The sequence below is a fragment of the Streptomyces sp. NBC_01352 genome, from assembly GCF_036237295.1.
Classification (GTDB): Bacteria; Actinomycetota; Actinomycetes; order Streptomycetales; family Streptomycetaceae; genus Streptomyces; species Streptomyces plumbiresistens.
The window spans coordinates 8,928,701-8,946,843 of record NZ_CP108354.1 but is presented as its reverse complement, the minus strand read 5'-3'; the positions used below and the strand labels follow the sequence as shown (position 1 = coordinate 8,946,843).

Sequence of the window (18,143 nt, the reverse complement as noted above, 5' to 3'; positions counted from 1 at the left end):
CGCCTTGCCCATCACGGCCGCCCGGCCCTCCCCCACCCTCTCCACGGCCACCGCCGTCTCCGCTGCTGCCGCCGCCCCCTCCAACAACACCGCCCGACCCTCCACCGCCGCCCCGTCCACCATGGCCGCCCGGCCCTCCACCGCCTCCACCGCCGCCCGCACAAGCGCCGCCGCCCGCGGCTCGTGGGCCGTGGGTGGCGCGGTGAGACCGTGTTGGGCCGCCAGGTCGGCGATGGCGCCCGCACCCGCGAGGGAGTGGAAGCCTCCGTCGCAGTCGGTCGCCGAGGGCAGGCCCGTGGTGCCCGGTACCGGCAGGAAGCCGATCTCGCCCGCGCCGCCGGAGGCTCCCCGGCGCAGGGTCCCGTCGAGGACGACCGCCGCGCCGATGCCCATGCCGAGCCAGAGGAGCACGAAGGTGTCCCGGTCGCGGGCGGCGCCGTCGCGCTGTTCCGCGAGGGCGGCGAGGTTGGTCTCGTTCTCGACGCTGACGCGGGCCTGGGGGAACCGTTCCTGGAGCGCCGCCACCAGTTGCCGGTGCCATTCGGGCAGGCCAGAGGAGTCGCGGAGGTCGCCGCTCGCCGGGTCGATCAGGCCGGGGGCGCCGATGCCGAGAGTGTGCAGCCGGTCGGCGCCGGCCTCCTTCGCCACCCGCTCGACGAGGGTGACCGCCTGCTCGACCGCGGAGCCGGTGCCGGTGTCGTCGCCGATCGGCATGGACGCCTCGGCGAGCACCTGGCCGAGGAGGTCGGAGACGAGGACGGCGACGCCCTCGGTACGGATGTCCAGGGCGGCCAGATGGGCGCGGTCGGCGACGATCCCGTACAGCTTCGCGTTCGGCCCGCGCCGCTGCTCGCCCGACTCCCCGACGACCCCGATCAGGCCGGCGGCGGTGAGGCGTTCGACCAGGTCGGCGACGGTGGGCCGGGACAGGCCGGTGAGCTGCTTCAACTGCCCTGCCGTCAACGGACCCTGCTGCTGGAGCAGACGCAGGGCGAGCCTGTCGTTGATGGCCCGGGCGGTGCTCGGGGATGCGGGCATGCCGGGATCCTTCCAGATCGGGCGGACCGTACAGCGGGGGCCGATTATCTCGTTATCTATCAGGCAGGGTTCCTGATAGTTTACGGCGGCGCCGTAGGGCACCGAAATCCTGGGAGGAGTCGGAGAATGAGCGAAGTGGTCCAGGACCGACACGAGGTGAGGCGGGCCCGGTACGCCGTGGCCGCCGTCTTCGCCGTGCACGGAGCCGTGACCGGCTCGTTCGCCACCCGGGTGCCGTGGATCCAGGACCATGCGTCGGTGAGTGCGGGGCAACTCGGCCTCGCCCTGGCCTTCCCCGCGCTCGGCGCGTCCCTGGCCATGCCGCTCGCGGGCAGTATCAGCCACCGCTTCGGCGCCCGGAACGCCCTGCGCGGGCTGATCGCCCTGTGGACCCTCTCGCTCGTCCTGCCGTCCCTGGCCCCGAACCTCCCCACCCTCTGCCTGGCCCTGTTCGTCTACGGCGCGACGGCCGGCATGGCGGACGTGGCGATGAACGCGCTCGGCGTCGAGGTCGAGAACCGCATGGGCCGCTCGATCATGTCCGGCCTGCACGGCCTGTGGAGCGCGGGCGCCCTGATCGGGTCGGCGGCCGGCACCCTCGCCGCGCATCTCGGTGCGGACGCCCGGCTGCACCACGCGCTGGCGGCCGGGGTCCTGACCGTGGTCGGTGTCGCCTCCTGCTCGTGGGTGCTGGACCTTCAGCCCGCCGAGGACGAGGCGCCGCCGCCCCGGTTCGCGCTGCCGCCCCGGTCGGCGCTGCTCATCGGCGCGGTGGGGTTCTGCGCGGTGTTCGCGGAGGGCGCGAGCCTGGACTGGTCGGCGGTGTATCTGCGCGACCGGCTGGAGGCCTCGGCGGGGCTGGCGGCCGCGTGCACCACGGGCTTCACTCTCACCATGGCGCTCGCCCGGATCGTGGGCGACAAGGTGGTGGACCGGTACGGCTCCGTGCGCACGGTACGCGTCGGCGGAGTCCTCGCGGTGCTCGGCGGACTCCTCATCGTCGTCGCGGACCATCCGGCCGCGGCGATGGGCGGGTTCGCGCTGATGGGTCTCGGCATCGCCGTCGTCGTACCGCTGTGCTTCGCCGCGGCGGGCCGCAGCGGATCGAACCCCAGCCTGGCCATCGCCGGGGTCGCTACGATCACGTACACGTCGGGTCTGATCGCGCCGAGCGCGATCGGCGGTATCGCCGAGGCGACCAGCCTGACCGTGTCGTTCGGCCTGGTGACGGTGCTGGCGTGCGGGCTCGTGGCGTTCGCGGGCGTCCTGCGCGCGGGCGACCGCGACCGGCCGAAGGTCGATCGGCGGGCCGCGGCGGTTCCCGACCCCCGACCCTGAAACCGTCGCTCCAGGACCGCGTGTGAATCCCACCCTGCCCCACCTCTCGAACGACGACGCGCGCCGCCTGCACGGGCTGCTCGGCGCCCGGCCGGTGCACGCCCACCGGCTCACCGAGCGCGGCTACTCCAACGTCCACCGCCTGCTGGTGCGCCTGGACGACAGGCGTTCGGCGTTCGTGAAGCGGGCGGCCGACACGCAGACGGCCGGCTGGTTGCGGGACGAACACCGCGCCTACGCGGAACTCGGCGGCTCCTTCATGCCCCGGCTGCTCGGCTGGGCCGACGGAGAGCATCCGCTGCTCGTCCTGGAGGACCTGTCGTCCTGCCACTGGCCGCCGCCTTGGTCCTCCCACCAGGTCGGTGCCGTCCTCGACGCGCTCGCGGAGCTCGCCGCGTGCCGCCCCTTCCCGGGCCTTGGCAAGGTCACCGGGACCGTGCACACGCAGAGCGGCTGGGCGGAGGTGGCCCGCGACCCCGCCCCCTTCCTCGCCCTCGGCCTGTGCTCGCCCGGCTGGCTCGACCGGGCGCTCCCGGCACTCCTGGACGCCTCGGGCGACGCCACGTGCCTGGACGGCGACGCGGTGCTCCACCTCGACGTGCGCAGCGACAACCTCTGCTTCCGGGACGGCAGGGCGCTTCTGGTCGACTGGAACCTCGCGGCCGTCGGCGACGCGCACTACGACATCGCCTTCTGGCTGCCGAGCCTGCATGCCGAAGGAGGGCCGCCGCCGGAATCGGTCGCCTCGCTCCCGCCCGAGCACGTCGCGCTGGTCGCCGGGTTCTTCGCCTGCCGGGCCGGCCTGCCGGTGATCCCCGCGGTGCCGCGGGTCCGGGACGTCCAGCTGAGCCAGCTGAGGACGGCGCTGCCCTGGTGCGCACGGGTGCTCGGGCTGCCGGAGCCCGGCTGACCCGCCCGGGGTCCTGTCAGCGCGCCAACTCGTAGGCGTACGACGGCGTGAACGTGCCCGGTGCCCCCTTGCAGCCGTCCGACTCCCCCGGCAGCTTCACCCACAGATAGCCGTCGATCCGCGCCTCCCCCGTGCTCAGCGTGGGCGTCCGGCCGAGCTTGCGGCCGGACGGGTCGCACCACTCGCCGTCGGCCGGGGCGCCGTTGCCGTTGCGGCTGGTGTCGATGACGGCGCCGAGGCCGGCCGGGCCGCCCAGGGCGTCGAGGACCTGGCGGTCGTAGGCGATCTCGTCGTCCGTGCGGTGGAAGTTGGAGACGTTGCTGAAGACACCGTCGGAGGAGGCGGCCGAGGCGGCCCCGGCCTGCCGCAGCCAGCCCGCCTGTTTCGCGGCGGCGTGCCAGCCGGAGTGGCCGGCGTCGTAGTAGACCCGTGCCCTGGGGTTGGCGGCCTTGAGGACGCGGCCCGCGCGCGCCAGCGAGGCGAAGCGGCGGCCGCGTTCGCCCGTCGAGAGGCAGTCGGCCTGGGCGACCGAGTCGGGCTCCAGGATCACGATGACCTCGCCGGAGCCCAGCCCGGCGGCGAAGGCGTCGATCCAGTCGTCGTACGCGTCGAGGTCGGGCGCACCGCCCTGCGAGGCGCCTCCGCAGTCGCGGCCGGGGATGGCGTACGGCACGACGACGGGCACCCGGCCCTGGGTGCTGCCGCCGGCGGTGACCGCGCGGACCCGGGAGGTGATGGTCGACGGCGTGAAGTCGGCGAACCAGACGGCCGCGGGCTGGTCGGCTATCCGGGACTCTATGACCGCGTGGCGCGGATCGCCGTCGTTGGCGCGCACCCACTCGAGCACCTGGGACTCGGGGTGACGGTAGAGCCGGGTGGAAGCGGCGGGCGCCTGCCGCTTCTCAGCCGTCTCCGTCTTCGTCGGGGACGTCGTGGGGCTCGCCTTCTTCTTCGGGGACGGCGAGGTCGAGGGACTCGCGCCGGGCGAGGCGGACGATGGCGTCGGAACGGCGGGCAGGGGCGCCAGATACGGCGAACTGGTCACCTCGGGCCTCGCGGTGTCGGAGTCCTGCCGGTCGTCGAGGGCGGACAGCATCCCGGACGCGGTGCCTATCGCGACCACCACCGAGGCCGCCGCGACCATGGCGCCACGCCGCGCGGTCCGCCTGCGCTCGGCCCGGCGCGCGGCCAGACGATGCGCACGTGAGCCTGACACGGTGCAGCTCCCCCCCTGTTGCTCTCCCCCACGACGGGCGCGTTCCCCCGTTCTGGGGAAGCGTCGGGCCCGCCGGTACCCGGGCCAGCCTAAAGGTGCGACTCTGCCCTCATGGTGCAATGCGAACAAGTCACCACCCCCGCCGAGCGAGTCACCACCCCCGTCGACGAGGTCGTCTACCGGATGCGCGCGCTGGACGCGAGCCTGCCGGCGCGCGACGGCCTCGCGGTCTTCAACCGCGTCTACCTCGCCGTCACCGAGGCCGTCGACCGGCGTATCGACAGCGGGCAGTTCGGGGACGCGCGGGCCGCGATCACGCTGGACGTGCGGTTCGCGGAGCGCTACCTGGACGCCGTCGAGACGGTGGCCGACGGGCGGCGCCCGCCGGCCTGCTGGCGGCCCCTGTTCCAGATGCGCCGCCATCCCAGCGTACGACCGTTGCAGTTCGCGCTGGCGGGCATCAACGCGCACATCGGGCACGACCTGGCGCTGGCCGTCGTGGACACCTGTCGTACGCTCGGCTGCGAACCCGTCGACGTGGAGGACGAGTTCGACCGCGTGGGCGATCTCCTCGTCTCGCTGGAGGAGCGCATCCGCGAAGAGCTGATGCCGGGCCCCGACCTCCTCCAGATCGCCGACCCGCTCACCCATCTGCTCGGCTCGTGGAGCCTGGAGCGCGCCCGGGAGGCGACGTGGACGGCGGCGCGGGCCCTGTGGGTGCTGCGCCGACTGCCCGACGTCGCCGAGGAGTTCACCGAGCGCCTGGACGCGGCGGTGGGCCTGGCGGGACGCATGCTGCTCACGCCGTTGCCCGACCGGTGATCCTTGCCCGACCGGTGATCCTTGCCCGGCCGAGATCCTTGCTCGGCCGGTGATCTAGTCCTCGGGGAGTTCGACGGGTGCGATCTCGTCGTACACGTCCCCCGGCCCGGGGTTCGTGGCGTCGGTCGTCCCGCCGAAGTGGTGCATGACGCCCCACACCGCGTTCAGCGCGGTCTGCACGGCGCCCTCGGCCCAGCCGGCCGTCCAGGAGATGTCGTCGCCGGCGAGGAAGACGCCCCGCTTGTCCTCGGGCAGCCGGTCCTGCATGAAGTGGGTGAACAGGCGCCGCTGGTAGCGGTAGTGGCCGGGCAGGTTGGCCTTGAACGCGCCCATGAAGTAGGGCTCGTTCTCCCAGGAGACCGTCACCGGGTTGCCGATGATGTGCTTCCTGATGTCGACCTTCGGATAGATCTCGCCGAGCGACTTCAGCATGACCTCCATCCGCTCGCCCGCGGACAGCGGCAGCCACTTCAGGCTGTCGTCGCACCAGGTGTACGACAGACAGATCACGGCCGGCTTGTCCGGACCGTCGTCCAGGAGGTAGGTCCCGCGGGTCATGCGGTCGGTGAGGGTCATCGACATGACGTCCCGGCCGGTCTGCTCGTCCTTGTCCAGCCAGAACGGCCGGTCCACGGGCACGAAGAGCTTCGACGACTCCATGTAGTGCGTCCGCTCGATCGCCGTCCAGTGGTCGATCGGGAAGAGCGAGTCGTCGCAGGCGATCTTCGACAGCAGCATCCAGGACTGGGCGGTGAAGACCGCCGCCCGGAAGGTGCGGATGTCGCCGTCCGCGTCCGTCACGGTGATCCGGTTGCCCGCGGTGCGGTGCAGCCGGGTCACGGCCGGGCGGGGTTCGCCGCCCTCGTGCAGGCTCGCGAGCGAGGTGCCGTACGGCCAGTGGACGATCTTCTCCGGCTCGCGCTCCCACAGGCGCAGCGGCAGCTGTTGGGAGCCGCCGACGATGCCGCGGTGGTGGTCGTCGGCCTCGGTGTAGACGACCCGGAGGATTTCGAGGATGGAGTTGGGGAAGTCGGTGTCCCAGCCTCCCGTCCCGAAGCCGACCTGGCCGAAGATCTCGCGGTGCCGGAAGGACCTGAAGGCCTCGGAGTCGCAGAGGAAGCCGTAGAAGGTCTGGTTGTCGAGCTTCTCGACGAGCTTCGCCCAGATCTCGCGGATGCGCGGCACGTCCCGCTCGCGCATCGCCCGGTTCATGTCGGAGAAGTCGGCGCCCTCTTCGAGGCACGCGTTCCAGGCGGCCGCGACGTCCCGGTAGACCTGGGGCAGGTCGTCGACCGTCTCGGCGTAGTGGGACTCGCCCTTGAGGTCGACGACGGTGGAAGGGGTCGTCTCCGCGAGGGGGTTGGGGAAGGGCCGGGTCTCCAGTCCCACCAGGTCGATGTAGTGCTGGAGGGCCGTGGAGGAGGGCGGGAAGCGCATCGCGCCCATCTCGGCGGTGAGGGACGGGTCGCAGCCGTCGAAGCCCACCGTGCGCAGCCGGCCGCCGATCCGGTCGGCCTCGTAGACGACCGGCTTGAGGCCCATCTTCATCAGCTCGTACGCGGCCACGATGCCGGACAGGCCGCCACCGATGACCGCGACCTCGGTGCCGTGCTCGGTCGCCGGTATCTGGCCGAGGCCCGCCGGGTGGGCCAGGAAGTCGTCGTACGCGTAGGGGAAGTCCGGGCCGAACATGGTGATCGGCGGCTGCTGCTCGTCTGCGTGCTCGACGGCGTTGGGCACGGTGGACGTCATGGGGTACGGACTCCTTGCACGAAAAGAACTCGGGGGAAGCTGAGGGGGTTTCAGACCAGGGACCCGTAGAGGCCGGGGCGCCGGTCCTTCAGGTACGGGTTCGCCTCGCGGGACGCGGCGAGGAACGCGGGGTCGACGTCGGCGAGGAGCAGCTCCGCACCGCGTCCGGCGCGGGTGCGGGCGACCCCGTCGGGCCCGGCGAGGGTGGAGAGGCCGACGAAGTCGAACTCCCCTTCCTGGCCGACCCGGTTGACGTACGCCACGTACATCTGGTTCTCGAAGGCCCGCACCGGGATGACCGACTCGGCGACGAACTGGAACGGGTGCATCTGCGCGGTCGGCACGAGGAGGAGGTCGGTGCCGGCGAGGGCGTGGGCGCGGACGTTCTCCGGGAACTCGACGTCGTAGCAGATCATCAGGCCGACCCGCAGCCCGTCGAGCTCGGCCTGTACGACCGCCTGGTCGCCCGGTGTGAAGTGGTCGCGCTCGAAGCAGCCGAAGAGGTGGGTCTTGCGGTAGTCGGCGAGGCGGGTGCCCTCGGCGGAGATCAGCTGGGCGGAGTTGTACACCGCGTCCCCGGCCCGCTCGGGGTAGCCGTAGGCGATCGCGAGGCCGTGCCGACAGGCGGTCTCGGCGATCGCGTCCGCGGACTCGCCGTCGGCGGGCTCGGCGAGGCGGGCGCTGTCGTCGCCGATGGCGTACCCGGTGAGGAACAACTCCGGCGCGACCAGGAGCCCGGCCCCCGCGGCGGCGGCGCGGCCCGCGGCCTCGTCGAGGACCTTGAGGTTCTCGACGCTCGAGCCGGGGCGGCCGGAGCTCTGGAGCAGGGCGGTGCGCATGCGTGTTCCTCACCGGGCTGAAGAGTGGCGGAAGGGTGGCGAAAGGGTGGTTGTGGGGGCCATGTAGACGGTACGGGCGGCGGCCTCGGGCGGACAAGAAGGAGCTGTTGCGCGTGCGTGAGCGATTCGTTGCGTGCGCCGGGCGGGCGGCGGCGATTCGTTGCGCTCGCCGCGCGCCGCTCCGTACGGGCGCCGCGGCGGAGGCGAGAAGCCTGCCGGTGCCGAACCACCCCACCCGCACCCGCCCGCCGACACGGCTACGTCACGGCCGGCCGCCCCCTGGCCGCCAGCACCGCCGCCGTCACCAGATACGGCACCGCGAGCATCGCGAACACGGTGCCGTGCGAAGCCTGCGTGCCGAGCGTCGCGTACACGCCGAACACGGTGACCGTGGCCAGTTCCGTGCCCAGGCTCGCGACCGAGGTCAGGGTGGCCCGGCCGGTGCTGTCGATCCGGTGCTGGAGCCGGACGTCGGCGAGGATCTCGGCCACCTGGAAGCCGCCGAAGGCGAGGGCGACGAGGGCGATCCCGGCCGGGGTACCCAGGACGGCACCCGCGGCGAGGGCGAGCGCGGCACCCGCGAGCAGCACGGCGAGCCCGGTCGCGCCCAGGCGTTCGGCCGCCCCGGCCAGCAGACTGCCGGCCGTGACGACCGACCAGACCAGCAGGAGGAGGTGGGGCACGGTCGCGTCCGCCACGCCGGTGTCCCGGATCAGGAGGGGCGTGTACTCGTCCAGAGCGCCCCACACCGCGGCTACGGCCGGCACGAGCAGCAGGGCGCCGCGCACGGACCGGTCCTTGCGGGCGTCGGCCAGTCCGGCCCGCAGGGACGCCGTCCAGCCCTCGTCCTCACTCACCCGTGGCACCCGGTGCTCCGGGAACCGGGTCGCCGTCGCCGCCGCCAGCAGACACGCCAGCACGCTCGCCGCGCCGACCGCCGGGTAGCCGCCCAGCGCGAACACCGGGCCGGCCAGACCCATCGCGGCCATCACCGCCACCAGCCCCGCCGCCCGGGCCCGGCCCATGACGCGCGCGTACCGGTCGGCGGCGCCGAGCCGGTCCAGTTCGTCGTAGACCAGCGCCTCCAGGGCTCCCGAGCCGAGCGCTCCCCCGGCGCCCCACAGGACGAAGCCGAGCGCGAAGGCGCCGTACGACGGAATGGTCACCCACAGGGTGAAGCCGGTGGCGGTGAGCAGCGGGGCGAGCCACAGCAGCGTCCGTCGGGACACGGCGTCGGCCCAGGCGCCGGAGGGGACCTCCAGGAGCACGCCGGTGATCGACCAGAGGGCGAAGAGGGAGGAGATCTGCCACAGGGACAGACCGGTGTCGGCGAACAGCAGCGCGTACACCGGGTAGAGCAGGACCAGCTCGTCGAGGAACGCGTAGCCGTACAGCGTGGCCGTGAGCCGTCGCACACCGGTGGTGTCGGGCACACGCGCAGGTGAGAGTGTCATGAGGCCTTCCCGCAGGGACGGATCGGATGCCGGAGGTACGGCGTCCGAGGCGGCCCTCGGGAGGCACGGCTGGTGGATCAATGTCGCCAGGTCATGCAACCGATGTTAGACGGGCTCCGCCCCGCTGCCCAGCGAAAATGTGGTGATCACGGCCGCGTGGTCGGACGGCCACTCGTTGTCCTCGACGTCCGGCCAGGGCCGGGGGCGGCCGCTGACGTACGTCCGGGAGTCGAGCACGCCGAGACCCCGGTGCAGCACGAAGTCGATGCGGTCCTGCGGCTCCGGGCGGCCACTGCCGTCCTCGTGCTCGGTGTGGACCGGGGACCAGGTGTGGCCGGGCTCGCGTACCGGGTCGGGATGGGCCTCGCGGTAGGAGTCGCTGAAGCCCGCCTCCGCGGCCGCCTTGGTCACCGGCCACTCGACGTCCGGACAGTCCTGGTGGGAGGGGCTGTTGAAGTCCCCCACGAGGACGACGGGCACGGTGTCGTCGATGCGGCCGAGGGTGTCCCGCAGCTGCTCCAGCCGCACGTCCTCGTGAGCGATCAGCTCGTCGGCCGGGAGCCCGTCGAAGGCGGACTCGTAGGGCCCGTACGGCTCGCAGTCGAGGTGCGTCGTCCAGATGTCCACCTCGGTGGCCGCGCCGACCCGGATCCGGACTCCCGCCGCCCCGTAGAAGCCGACGTCCGGGTCGCCGAGGCGGGCCGTGATCGGGTGGCGGCTGATGATGCCGAGGTTCTCGCCCGCCCGGTGGTGGTGCCAGCCGAGGGCGTCGGCGAGTTCCTGGGCGGCGGTGCCGTACGTCTCCTGGAGGCCGACCACGTCCACGCCGGTCTCCGTGATGACCTTGAGCTGCTTGGTCCGGTGGTCGCGGACCTTGGTGCCGCCGTACCAGAGGTTCCAGCTCATGACGCGGAGTTCGTACGGCAGCAGGGCGCGCAGCCGTGCCGGCGTCACGTCCTCCAGGCTGGCCAGCACAGTCCGGCCGGGTGCCGCCTCGATCGGGGCGAGCGAGGGCACCGCGAGCACCGCGCAGCCGGCCGCCTCGGCGGAGGTGACGCCGGTCTGCGTGTCCTCGACGGCGACGCAGGCGGTGGGGTCGACGCCGAGGGTGCGGCAGGCGGCGAGGTAGGGGTCGGGGGCGGGCTTGGTGTGCTCGGTGTCGTCGGCGGTGACGGAGACCGCGAAGCGGCTCGCGCCGAGCGCCGCCAGCACGGTGTCGGCGACCGCTCGTGGGGACGCGGTCACCAGGGCGGTGGGGACGCCCTCGCGGGCCAGGGCGTCGAGCAGGTCCAGGGCGCCGGGGCGGGGCACGATGCCGGTGCGCACCCGGTCCGCGAACTCCCGGTGGAGGGCGTCGGCGAGGTCCGCGGCCAAGGTGCCCGTGGCCGCGGCGAGCCAGGCGGCGGTGTGCTCCACCGGACGGCCGAGCACCTCCGGCTGGTCGGCCTCCGTCAGGGCCCGCCCGGCGACCTGCTCCACCGCCTCCCACCACAGCCGCTCGGTGTCGACGAGCGTGCCGTCCATGTCGAACAGGACGGCTTGGAGCGGGAGTCGCGTCACAGGTGTCTCTTTCCTACATGGGGGGAGTTCAGCGGGTACGTTCCGCCACCAGTACCGGGCGCTCGGGCAGCGACACGCTCACCGCGGCCCCGGCACCGAGCCCGGTGGCCTCGTGCGTGGGCAGGTCGGCCTTCACCTCCGTGCCGTCGGCGAGCCGTACGGTGACCCGGACGGCCGCGCCGAGGAACGCGGTGGCGACCACGCGCGCGTGCCCGTCCTCGTCGGCCCGTACGCCCATCGCCTCGGGCCGCACCAGCACGTCCACCTCGGCCACGGCCGGCGCCTGCCCGTCGACCGGCAGCCGCTGTCCCAGTACCTCGACGACGCCTTGGGAGAGCCGCCCCGGGATCCGGCTCATCGTGCCCACGAACTCGGCGACGAAGGCGGTGGCGGGACGGCCGTACAACTCGGCCGGGGCGGCGCACTGTTCGAGGCGCCCGGCGTGCATCACGGCGACCCGGTCCGCCATGGACAGGGCCTCCTCCTGGTCGTGGGTGACGAACAGCGTGGTGATGCCGAGCTCCTGCTGGAGCCGCCGGATCTCCTCGCGGAGCGTGAGGCGCACCTTGGCGTCGAGCGCGGAGAGCGGTTCGTCGAGGAGCAGGACGCGGGGGCGCAGGGCGAGGGCGCGGGCCAGGGCGACGCGCTGCTGCTGGCCGCCGGAGAGCTGGTGCGGGTACTGCCGGCCCTTGTCGGCGAGGCCGACCAGCTCCAGCAACTCGGCGGCGCGCGAACGCCGTTCGGCCGTACGCACCTTCCGCATCCGCAGCCCGAAGGCCACGTTGTCGAGCGCGTCGAGGTGCGGGAAGAGGCTGTACGACTGGAAGACCATCCCGGCGTCACGGCGGTGGGCGGGCATGCGGGTGACGTCCTCGCCGTCGACCAGCACCTCGCCGGAGTCGGGGTGTTCGAACCCGGCGAGCATGCGCAGCGCGGTGGTCTTGCCGCAGCCGGAGGGGCCGAGCAGGGCGAGGAGTTCACCGGGCTGCACGGTCAGGTCGAGGCCGTCGAGAGCGACGGTCGCCCCGAACTCCCTTCGCAGTCCCCGGAATTCGACGGTGGCGGCCTTGTCGGTGGCCGTCTTCTCAAGCGTGGTCGCGGTCATGACTCATCCCCGGGACTCGGTACGGCCGCGCCCGCCGACGCCGGCGAGCGCGAGGAGCAGGGCCCATGTGACGAACAGGCTGAGCACGGACACGGCGACGGACAACTGGGCCTGCGATCCGGCGACGCTGTAGATCCACACCGCGAACGGCTGGAAGCCCAGCAGCTGGGCCACGGTGAACTCGCCGAGCACCAGGGCCAGGGTGAGGAAGGCGGCGTTCATCAGTCCCCCGCGCAGATTGGGCAGCACGGCCCGGACCAGGGCCTGCGGCCAGGACGCCCCGCAGCTGCGGGCGGCCTCGACGAGGGTGGGCACGTCGACGGCCCTGAGGCCCGCGTCCAGCGCCCGGTACACGAACGGCAGGGCCATCACGACGTACGCGAGGACGAGCACGAACGGGAAGTCCGGGTTCTGGATGGCCACGAACGTCTGGAAGAGGGGCGTCCGTGACAGGTGTTCGGGTCCCCACTTCAGGACGGTCGAGAGACCGGCGACGAAGGCGATCGGCGGCACCACCAGCGGCAGCGAGCACACCACCTCGACGACCGGCCGCAGCCGGGGCGCGCCGAGCCGGAGGGCGACCATGGCGGGCACCATCAGCAGCAGGACGATCGCGATCGTCGCGGCGGCCAGCTCCAGGGACAGCAGCAGACTGGAGACGAACCCGTCGGCGGAGACGATCTGCGTGTAGGCGTCGAAGGTGACGCCCTGCCCGGGCACGTCGACCGTGAAGACCACGGACGCGGCCAGCGGCACCAGGAAGTACAGCGCGGCCAGGCCGAACACGGCCCAGCGCCAGGTGTTCAGGCGAGCCATCGGGCGCTCCGTCGTTGCAGGGGCAGGTAGACCGCCATGACCAGGCCGGCGACGAGGACCATGTCGAGGCTCAGGGCGAGTGCCACGTTCTCCTGGCCGACGAGCACGTTGCCGGAGATGGCGTCGGCGATCTGCAGGGTGACCAGCGGTACCGAACTGCCCACCATGGCCGCCGCGGTGGCGTAGGCGGCGAAGGCGCTGCCGAAGAGGAGCACGAGCCCGCCGAGCAGGGAGGGCAGCAGCACGGGCAGGGCGACGTGCCGCCAGTACTGCACGCCGGTGGCCCCGTTGTTCTGCGCGGCCTCGCGCCACTGGACGCGCAGGCCCTCCAGGGCCGGGGTGATGGTGAGCACCATCAGCGGGATCAGGAAGTACAGGTAGACGATCACCAGTCCCCAGAAGCTGTACAGGTCCCAGCCCTTGTCGGTCAGGTCGAAGTACCGGGTCAGCACACCGGCGTTGCCGAGCGTGGCGACGAAGGCGAAGGCCAGCGGGACGCCGCCGAAGTTGGCGAGCACCCCGGACGCGGTGAGCACGGCCTCGCGCAGCGCGCGGAAGCGGGAGGTCACCACGGCCTGCGCGAGCGGCAGCCCGAGCAATGTCGCGATCCCGGCGGACACGGCGGACAGCTTCACGCTCCCGATCAGGGCGGTCAGATACGCCCCCTGCAGCGAGGCGGTCAGGTTGTCGGCGGTGTACGAACTGACTCCGGTGGCCGGGTCCTTCGCTGTGAAGGCCCCGTCGAGCATGGCCAGGGCGGGCAGTCCGAAGGCGATCGCGGTGAAGACGAGCAGCGGGAGCACGGCGAGCCAGCCGAGGGCACGGCGCCGCCGCTTCACCGGAGCGGCGGTCGCCGTGTCGAGGCGCGGGAGGGTGGCCGTCATCCGGAGACGGCCTTCGCCCAGCCCTGTCCGAGGACCGTCTTGGCCTTGCCCTGCTGATCCTCGGTCGGGAAGGAAGGTGTTCCGGAGACCTGGGGCAGCTTGGCGGCGGCGGTCTTGTCGAGGGTGCCGGCCTTCTCCATGGCGGTCATCAGGGCCGGACGGGCGTACCCCTTGAGCCACAGGTTCTGGCCCTCGGCGCTGTAGAGGTACTCCTGCCACAGGCGGGCGGCCGCCGGGTGCGGGGCGTCCTTGTTGATGGCCTGGGAGTAGTACTGGGAGAACTTGCCGTCGCTCGGCACCGACACCTTCCAGTCGACACCCTTGGACTTGAACTCGTCGGCGTACCCGGCGTTGAGGTAGTCCCAGTCGATGCTGATCGGCGTCTCGCCCTTCTCGACGGTGGCCGGGGTCGACTCGACGGGCGTGTAGTTGCCGTTCTTCTTCAGCTCGGCGAAGAAGTCGAGGCCCGGCTGGATGTCGTCGAAGGAACCGCCGTTGGAGAGCGCGGCCGCCCAGACACCGCCGAAGGCGGAACCCGACTTGGTGGGGTTGCCGTTGAGGGCGACCTGGCCCTTGTACTCGGGCTTGAGCAGGTCCTTCAGGGTGGTGGGGCAGGTGGTGACCCGCTTCGCGTCGCACCCGATGGAGATGTACCCGCCGTAGTCGTTGTACCAGCGCGCCTGCGCGTCCTTCTGCTCCGCGGGGATGTCGGCGAAGGCGGCCACCTTGTAGGGCGCCAGCAGCCCCTGCTGGGCGGCGCTCAGCGCGAAGGAGCTGCCGAGGTCCAGGACGTCCGGTGCGCGGCCCTGGCCCTTGCGGGAAGTGACGGCGTTGATCTCGTCCTGGCTGGAGCCGTCCGGGTTCTCGACCTCGACCTTGATGCCGTACTTCTTCTCGAAGCCGTCGATGAGAGCGCCGTAGTTGGCCCAGTCGCGGGGCAGCGCGATGGCGTTGAGCGTGCCCTCTTTCTTCGCCGCCTTCTCCAGGGCTGCGAGACCGCCGAAGTCGGCGGCGGAGGTGGCGGTGGCGGCGCTCTTGCCGTCGGCGGTGGTCGACGCGTTGTCGGGGGCGGCGCCGCAGGCGCTCAGGGCGAGCGCGGCGACGACGGCGAGGGCGCCGCCGCGGACGGCGGTTCTCGGCAGGGACACGGTCACGGCTTCTCCAGGGGACGCGCGAGGGTGCAGGAGCCAAACGGGCGAGCAGAGGGAACGACAGCCAGACGGAGGAACTTGTCTGAACAAGTTGGCCTCAGTAGGCCCGCCGCTGGTGTCGTGCTCGTAAACACTGGCGAAACGCTGACCGCTGAACTCCTGCAGATCTACGACTGACACGGGTCACCGTGGGAACTCGACTAGGCTGCTCACGCTGTGCACAGTGACCGACTCGGAGGGGGAGTATGGCGGCGCGACACGAGGAGATCGCCGACGAACTGCGCCGGGCGATCGACCGCGAGGAGTACACCGTCGGGAGCCTGCTGCCCGCAGAGACGGAGCTCGCGGCCCACTACGACGTCTCGCGCGGCACGATCCGTCAGGCCGTCGCGGCACTCACCGCCGAAGGGCTCATCGGCTCGCGCCAGGGCGCCCGCCGCATGGTCCTGGCCAGCCGCCGCAGCCAGAGCTTCGCCGAACTGCGCAGCTTCGCCCAGTGGGCCCGCGCGATGGGCCGCGAGGCGAGTGGCCGGGTGGTCGCCCAGGAGTACCGTCCGGCGACCGCCGAGGACGCCGTACGCCTCCAACTGCGCGAGAGGACATCGGTGTTGCACGTCCTGCGGGTGCGCGGTCTGGACGGCGACCCGGTCCTGCTGGAGCGGACCGTGTACGCCGACTGGATCGCCCCCGCCGTCGAGCCGATCGAGCCGGACTGCCCCTCGGTCACCCAACGCCTGCTCGAAGACACCGGCCTGGTCTTCGCCTACGGTGAACACGTCATCGACGCGGTGGCAGCGGGCGCCCAGGACGCCGAGCTTCTCGGTGTCCGCCGGACGAGTCCGCTGCTGCGCGTGCGCCGGGTGACGACGACGCGGGAGGGGCGCCCGGTGGAGTGGTCGGACGACCGCTACCGCTCCGACGCGGTGAGCTTCAGCGTGCACAACTCGATCGGGAACAACGCCCTGGCCCGGAAGACAGCCGACTGAAGGAGGCCCTCATGGAGATCGCCGCCCTGCCGCACGTCGACGAACACACCACCACGGTCACGGCGGGGCCCGACGCCGTCTGGCGCGGCCTGAGCGAGGTCCTGGACCGCTCCTTCACCGGCGACCGCGTGGTCGGCTACGCACGCCTGGTCGGCTGCGCCGACAGTGCGGCGTCCGGACCCCGGCCCCTGGCCGAAGGCTCGACGGTGCCCGGCTTCCGGGTGGCCTCCGCGGACCGGGGCCGGGAGCTGGTCCTCGTCGGCCGCCACTACTTCTCGACGTACGCCCTGGTCTTCCGCCTCGACGAGGCGGGCGCGGGCCGCACCCGGCTGCGGGCCGAGACCCGGGCCAGGTTCCCCGGCCCCTTCGGCGCCTTCTACCGGCTGTGCGTCATCGGCACGGGCGGGCACGCGATCACCGTTCGGCGGCTGCTCGCGGCCGTCCGCCGCCGCACCGAGTAGACGGCGCCGAAGGCTCAGGTCGGCGACCCCGACGAGAACCGGCGCAGCAGCGGCGACAGCACCAGCACGGACTTCGTCCGCTCCACGAACGGCTCCCCCGCGATCCGCTCCAGCACCCGCTCGAAGTGCCGCATGTCGGAGGCGAAGACCTGGACGACCGCGTCCGCCTCGCCGGTGACCGTCGACGCGGCCACGACCTCCTGGTAGCGCTCCAGGCCTCGCCGGATGGTCTCGGGCGAGGTGTTGTGCCGGCAGTAGATCTCGACGAACCCCTCCGTCTCCCAGCCGAGGGCCGACGGGTCGACCCGGACGGTGAATCCGGTGATGGCTCCGGTGGCGCGCAGCCGGTCCACGCGCCGTTTCACGGCGGGCGCGGACAGGCCGACCAGCTGCCCGATGTCCGCGTAGGAGCGGCGGGCGTCCTCGGCGAGGGCGTGCACGATGCGTTCGTCGAGATCGTTCAGCACTGCGGGTGGTTCACTTCGCTTCAGGTGTGGCAAGACGGGAGCGGCGATGGCCGTACAGGAAGTAGAACACGAGCCCGACGGCCATCCAGACTCCGAAGACCACCCAGGTGACGGCCGAGAGGCTGCCCATCATCCAGACGCAGAACCCGAGGCCCAGGGCGGGCAGGACCGGTGACAGCGGCACCCGGAAGGTGCGGGGCATGTCGGGACGGGTCCGGCGCAGCACCACGACCGCGATGTTGACCAGCCCGAAGGCGAAGAGGGTGCCGATGCTGGTGGCGTCGGCGAGCTGACCGAGCGGAATGGCCGCGGCCAGGACCCCGCAGAACAGGGAGACGATCAGCGTGTTGGCGCGGGGCGCCCCGGTCTTGGGATGGACGCGGGCGAACACCTTGGGCACGAGCCCGTCCCGGGACATCGCGAAGAGGATGCGGGTCTGGCCGTACAGCACGGTCAGCACGACGCTCGCGATGGCGATGACCGCGCAGAACGCGAGCAGCGTGCCCCAGAACGTCTGGCCGGTGACCTCGCGCATGATCTGGGCGAGCGCGGCCTCGGAATCGGTGAACCGCTGCCAGGGCTTGGCGCCGACGGCGACGGCCGCGACGAGGACGTACAGCGCGGTCACGATGACGAGCGACAGCATGATCGCGCGGGGCAGGTCGCGCTGCGCGTTCTTCGCCTCCTCGCCGGCGGTGGAGGCGGCGTCGAAGCCGATGTACGAGAAGAACAGCGTCGCCCCGGCCGCGCTGACCCCGGCCATGCCGAGCGGCATGAAGTTCTCGTAGTTGCCGGAGCGGAAGCCCTGGACGCCGATCGCGCAGAACAGCACCAGCGCGGCGATCTTCACGACGACCATGACGGTGTTGGCGCGGGCGGACTCCCGGGCGCCGCCCAGCACGAACGCCATCGCCAGGAGGACGACGATCAGCGCCGGCAGATTGAAGACGCCGCCGTCACCGGGCGGAGCGGACACGCGGACAGCGCGGCCGGAATGGTGACGCCGAGGGCCCTGTCGAGCGGCTTTCCACCGGCTTGCGGCGCATGAGGCGCGCGCCGAGCCCCGGGGACGAGGGGCCGTTCCGACTGTTGTTGCGTGAGTTCACAACTGGCTGGGCCGATAAGCCATTTTGGCCGACATGAGCACGATCGGGTGAACAGCGTGACGACCCACGAATAGGTCCGACCGGGTGCAGGTAACGTCAATGACGCGATCTGGGACGCCGGGGGTGGCGTCAGCAGTCGGGGCCCCCGCTCCACCAGCGAGATGGTTCGGGGCCTCCCCGTCGCCTCTGGCCACACCCACATGGCCAGGTCGTAGGGATTCCGCCCGCCTGGAACGGA

The 18,143-nt window shown here is 72.2% G+C and carries 15 protein-coding genes and 2 pseudogenes; 5 read left to right on the top strand and 12 right to left on the bottom strand.

Annotated elements, in window-relative coordinates:
• Positions 1 to 146: 146 nt before the first annotated feature.
• A pseudogene (locus tag OG252_RS41090) lies at positions 147 to 1,038 on the bottom strand (ROK family transcriptional regulator); the annotation flags it as partial.
• Positions 1,039 to 1,164: 126 nt separating this feature from the next.
• On the opposite strand from OG252_RS41090, the gene OG252_RS41085 reads away from it, so the two are divergent.
• Positions 1,165 to 2,376 carry an MFS transporter gene (locus OG252_RS41085; protein ID WP_329342548.1) on the top strand — a complete coding sequence of 404 codons (1,212 nt, stop codon included), beginning with the start codon at positions 1,165 to 1,167 and terminating at the stop codon, positions 2,374 to 2,376.
• Positions 2,377 to 2,398: 22 nt separating this feature from the next.
• The gene (locus OG252_RS41080) at positions 2,399 to 3,286 is read left to right on the top strand and encodes an aminoglycoside phosphotransferase family protein (RefSeq protein ID WP_329342547.1); all 888 of its coding nucleotides are present in this window, start codon (positions 2,399 to 2,401) and stop codon (positions 3,284 to 3,286) included.
• A gap of 16 nt (positions 3,287 to 3,302) precedes the next feature.
• On the opposite strand, the gene OG252_RS41075 is transcribed toward OG252_RS41080, so the two are convergent.
• A complete protein-coding gene (locus OG252_RS41075; RefSeq protein ID WP_329345326.1) occupies positions 3,303 to 4,430 on the bottom strand; it encodes a glycoside hydrolase family 6 protein in 1,128 nt (375 codons plus the stop codon).
• Positions 4,431 to 4,613: 183 nt separating this feature from the next.
• Here OG252_RS41075 and OG252_RS41070 point away from each other — a divergent pair, with 183 nt between their 5' ends.
• Positions 4,614 to 5,324 (top strand): DUF5995 family protein, encoded by a 711-nt coding sequence (locus OG252_RS41070; RefSeq protein WP_329342545.1) that lies wholly within the window; start codon positions 4,614 to 4,616, stop codon positions 5,322 to 5,324.
• 54 nt (positions 5,325 to 5,378) lie between these two features.
• On the opposite strand, the gene OG252_RS41065 is transcribed toward OG252_RS41070, so the two are convergent.
• From OG252_RS41065 to OG252_RS41030, 8 genes are all read right to left on the bottom strand, one after another.
• Positions 5,379 to 7,076 (bottom strand): flavin monoamine oxidase family protein, encoded by a 1,698-nt coding sequence (locus tag OG252_RS41065; protein ID WP_329342543.1) that lies wholly within the window; start codon positions 7,074 to 7,076, stop codon positions 5,379 to 5,381.
• 50 nt (positions 7,077 to 7,126) lie between these two features.
• Positions 7,127 to 7,915 carry a carbon-nitrogen hydrolase family protein gene (locus OG252_RS41060; protein WP_329342541.1) on the bottom strand — a complete coding sequence of 263 codons (789 nt, stop codon included), beginning with the start codon at positions 7,913 to 7,915 and terminating at the stop codon, positions 7,127 to 7,129.
• A 257-nt stretch (positions 7,916 to 8,172) separates the two neighbouring features.
• Positions 8,173 to 9,369 (bottom strand): MFS transporter, encoded by a 1,197-nt coding sequence (locus OG252_RS41055; RefSeq protein ID WP_329342539.1) that lies wholly within the window; start codon positions 9,367 to 9,369, stop codon positions 8,173 to 8,175.
• A gap of 105 nt (positions 9,370 to 9,474) precedes the next feature.
• Positions 9,475 to 10,929, bottom strand: coding sequence for an HAD-IA family hydrolase (locus tag OG252_RS41050; protein ID WP_266443122.1), 1,455 nt, complete (start codon positions 10,927 to 10,929; stop codon positions 9,475 to 9,477).
• Positions 10,930 to 10,957: 28 nt separating this feature from the next.
• A complete protein-coding gene (locus OG252_RS41045) occupies positions 10,958 to 12,034 on the bottom strand; it encodes an ABC transporter ATP-binding protein (protein ID WP_329342535.1) in 1,077 nt (358 codons plus the stop codon).
• A gap of 3 nt (positions 12,035 to 12,037) precedes the next feature.
• Positions 12,038 to 12,850, bottom strand: coding sequence for an ABC transporter permease (locus tag OG252_RS41040; RefSeq protein WP_329342533.1), 813 nt, complete (start codon positions 12,848 to 12,850; stop codon positions 12,038 to 12,040).
• A complete protein-coding gene (locus OG252_RS41035; protein ID WP_266443115.1) occupies positions 12,838 to 13,734 on the bottom strand; it encodes an ABC transporter permease in 897 nt (298 codons plus the stop codon). The genes OG252_RS41040 and OG252_RS41035 overlap by 13 nt, the downstream gene beginning before the upstream one ends.
• The gene (locus tag OG252_RS41030; protein ID WP_329342531.1) at positions 13,731 to 14,888 is read right to left on the bottom strand and encodes an ABC transporter substrate-binding protein; all 1,158 of its coding nucleotides are present in this window, start codon (positions 14,886 to 14,888) and stop codon (positions 13,731 to 13,733) included. The genes OG252_RS41035 and OG252_RS41030 overlap by 4 nt, the downstream gene beginning before the upstream one ends.
• 242 nt (positions 14,889 to 15,130) lie before the next feature.
• Between OG252_RS41030 and OG252_RS41025 the strand changes: the two genes are divergently transcribed.
• Complete coding sequence (locus tag OG252_RS41025; protein WP_329342529.1) at positions 15,131 to 15,871, top strand: GntR family transcriptional regulator; 741 nt, start codon at positions 15,131 to 15,133, stop codon at positions 15,869 to 15,871.
• Between the two features lie 11 nt (positions 15,872 to 15,882).
• Entirely contained in the window at positions 15,883 to 16,332 is a 450-nt protein-coding gene (locus tag OG252_RS41020) for a hypothetical protein (protein WP_266443107.1), read from the top strand.
• 14 nt (positions 16,333 to 16,346) lie between these two features.
• Here OG252_RS41020 and OG252_RS41015 read toward each other — a convergent pair whose 3' ends face one another.
• Positions 16,347 to 16,799, bottom strand: coding sequence for an Lrp/AsnC family transcriptional regulator (locus tag OG252_RS41015; RefSeq protein WP_030947984.1), 453 nt, complete (start codon positions 16,797 to 16,799; stop codon positions 16,347 to 16,349).
• 10 nt (positions 16,800 to 16,809) lie between these two features.
• A pseudogene (locus OG252_RS41010) lies at positions 16,810 to 17,819 on the bottom strand (amino acid permease); the annotation flags it as partial.
• Positions 17,820 to 18,143: the final 324 nt, after the last annotated feature.

Excerpts from the sequence above, each read along its gene's own strand:
- OG252_RS41075 (WP_329345326.1), bottom strand. The coding sequence starts at position 4,430 with ATGGTCGCGGCGGCCTCGGTGGTGGTCGCGATAGGCACCGCGTCCGGG.
- OG252_RS41040 (WP_329342533.1), bottom strand. The coding sequence starts at position 12,850 with ATGGCTCGCCTGAACACCTGGCGCTGGGCCGTGTTCGGCCTGGCCGCG.
- OG252_RS41045 (WP_329342535.1), bottom strand. The coding sequence starts at position 12,034 with ATGACCGCGACCACGCTTGAGAAGACGGCCACCGACAAGGCCGCCACC.
- OG252_RS41065 (WP_329342543.1), bottom strand. The coding sequence starts at position 7,076 with ATGACGTCCACCGTGCCCAACGCCGTCGAGCACGCAGACGAGCAGCAG.
- OG252_RS41020 (WP_266443107.1), top strand. The coding sequence starts at position 15,883 with ATGGAGATCGCCGCCCTGCCGCACGTCGACGAACACACCACCACGGTC.
- OG252_RS41060 (WP_329342541.1), bottom strand. The coding sequence starts at position 7,915 with ATGCGCACCGCCCTGCTCCAGAGCTCCGGCCGCCCCGGCTCGAGCGTC.
- OG252_RS41035 (WP_266443115.1), bottom strand. The coding sequence starts at position 13,734 with ATGACGGCCACCCTCCCGCGCCTCGACACGGCGACCGCCGCTCCGGTG.
- OG252_RS41055 (WP_329342539.1), bottom strand. The coding sequence starts at position 9,369 with ATGACACTCTCACCTGCGCGTGTGCCCGACACCACCGGTGTGCGACGG.
- OG252_RS41070 (WP_329342545.1), top strand. The coding sequence starts at position 4,614 with ATGGTGCAATGCGAACAAGTCACCACCCCCGCCGAGCGAGTCACCACC.
- OG252_RS41085 (WP_329342548.1), top strand. The coding sequence starts at position 1,165 with ATGAGCGAAGTGGTCCAGGACCGACACGAGGTGAGGCGGGCCCGGTAC.
- OG252_RS41025 (WP_329342529.1), top strand. The coding sequence starts at position 15,131 with ATGGCGGCGCGACACGAGGAGATCGCCGACGAACTGCGCCGGGCGATC.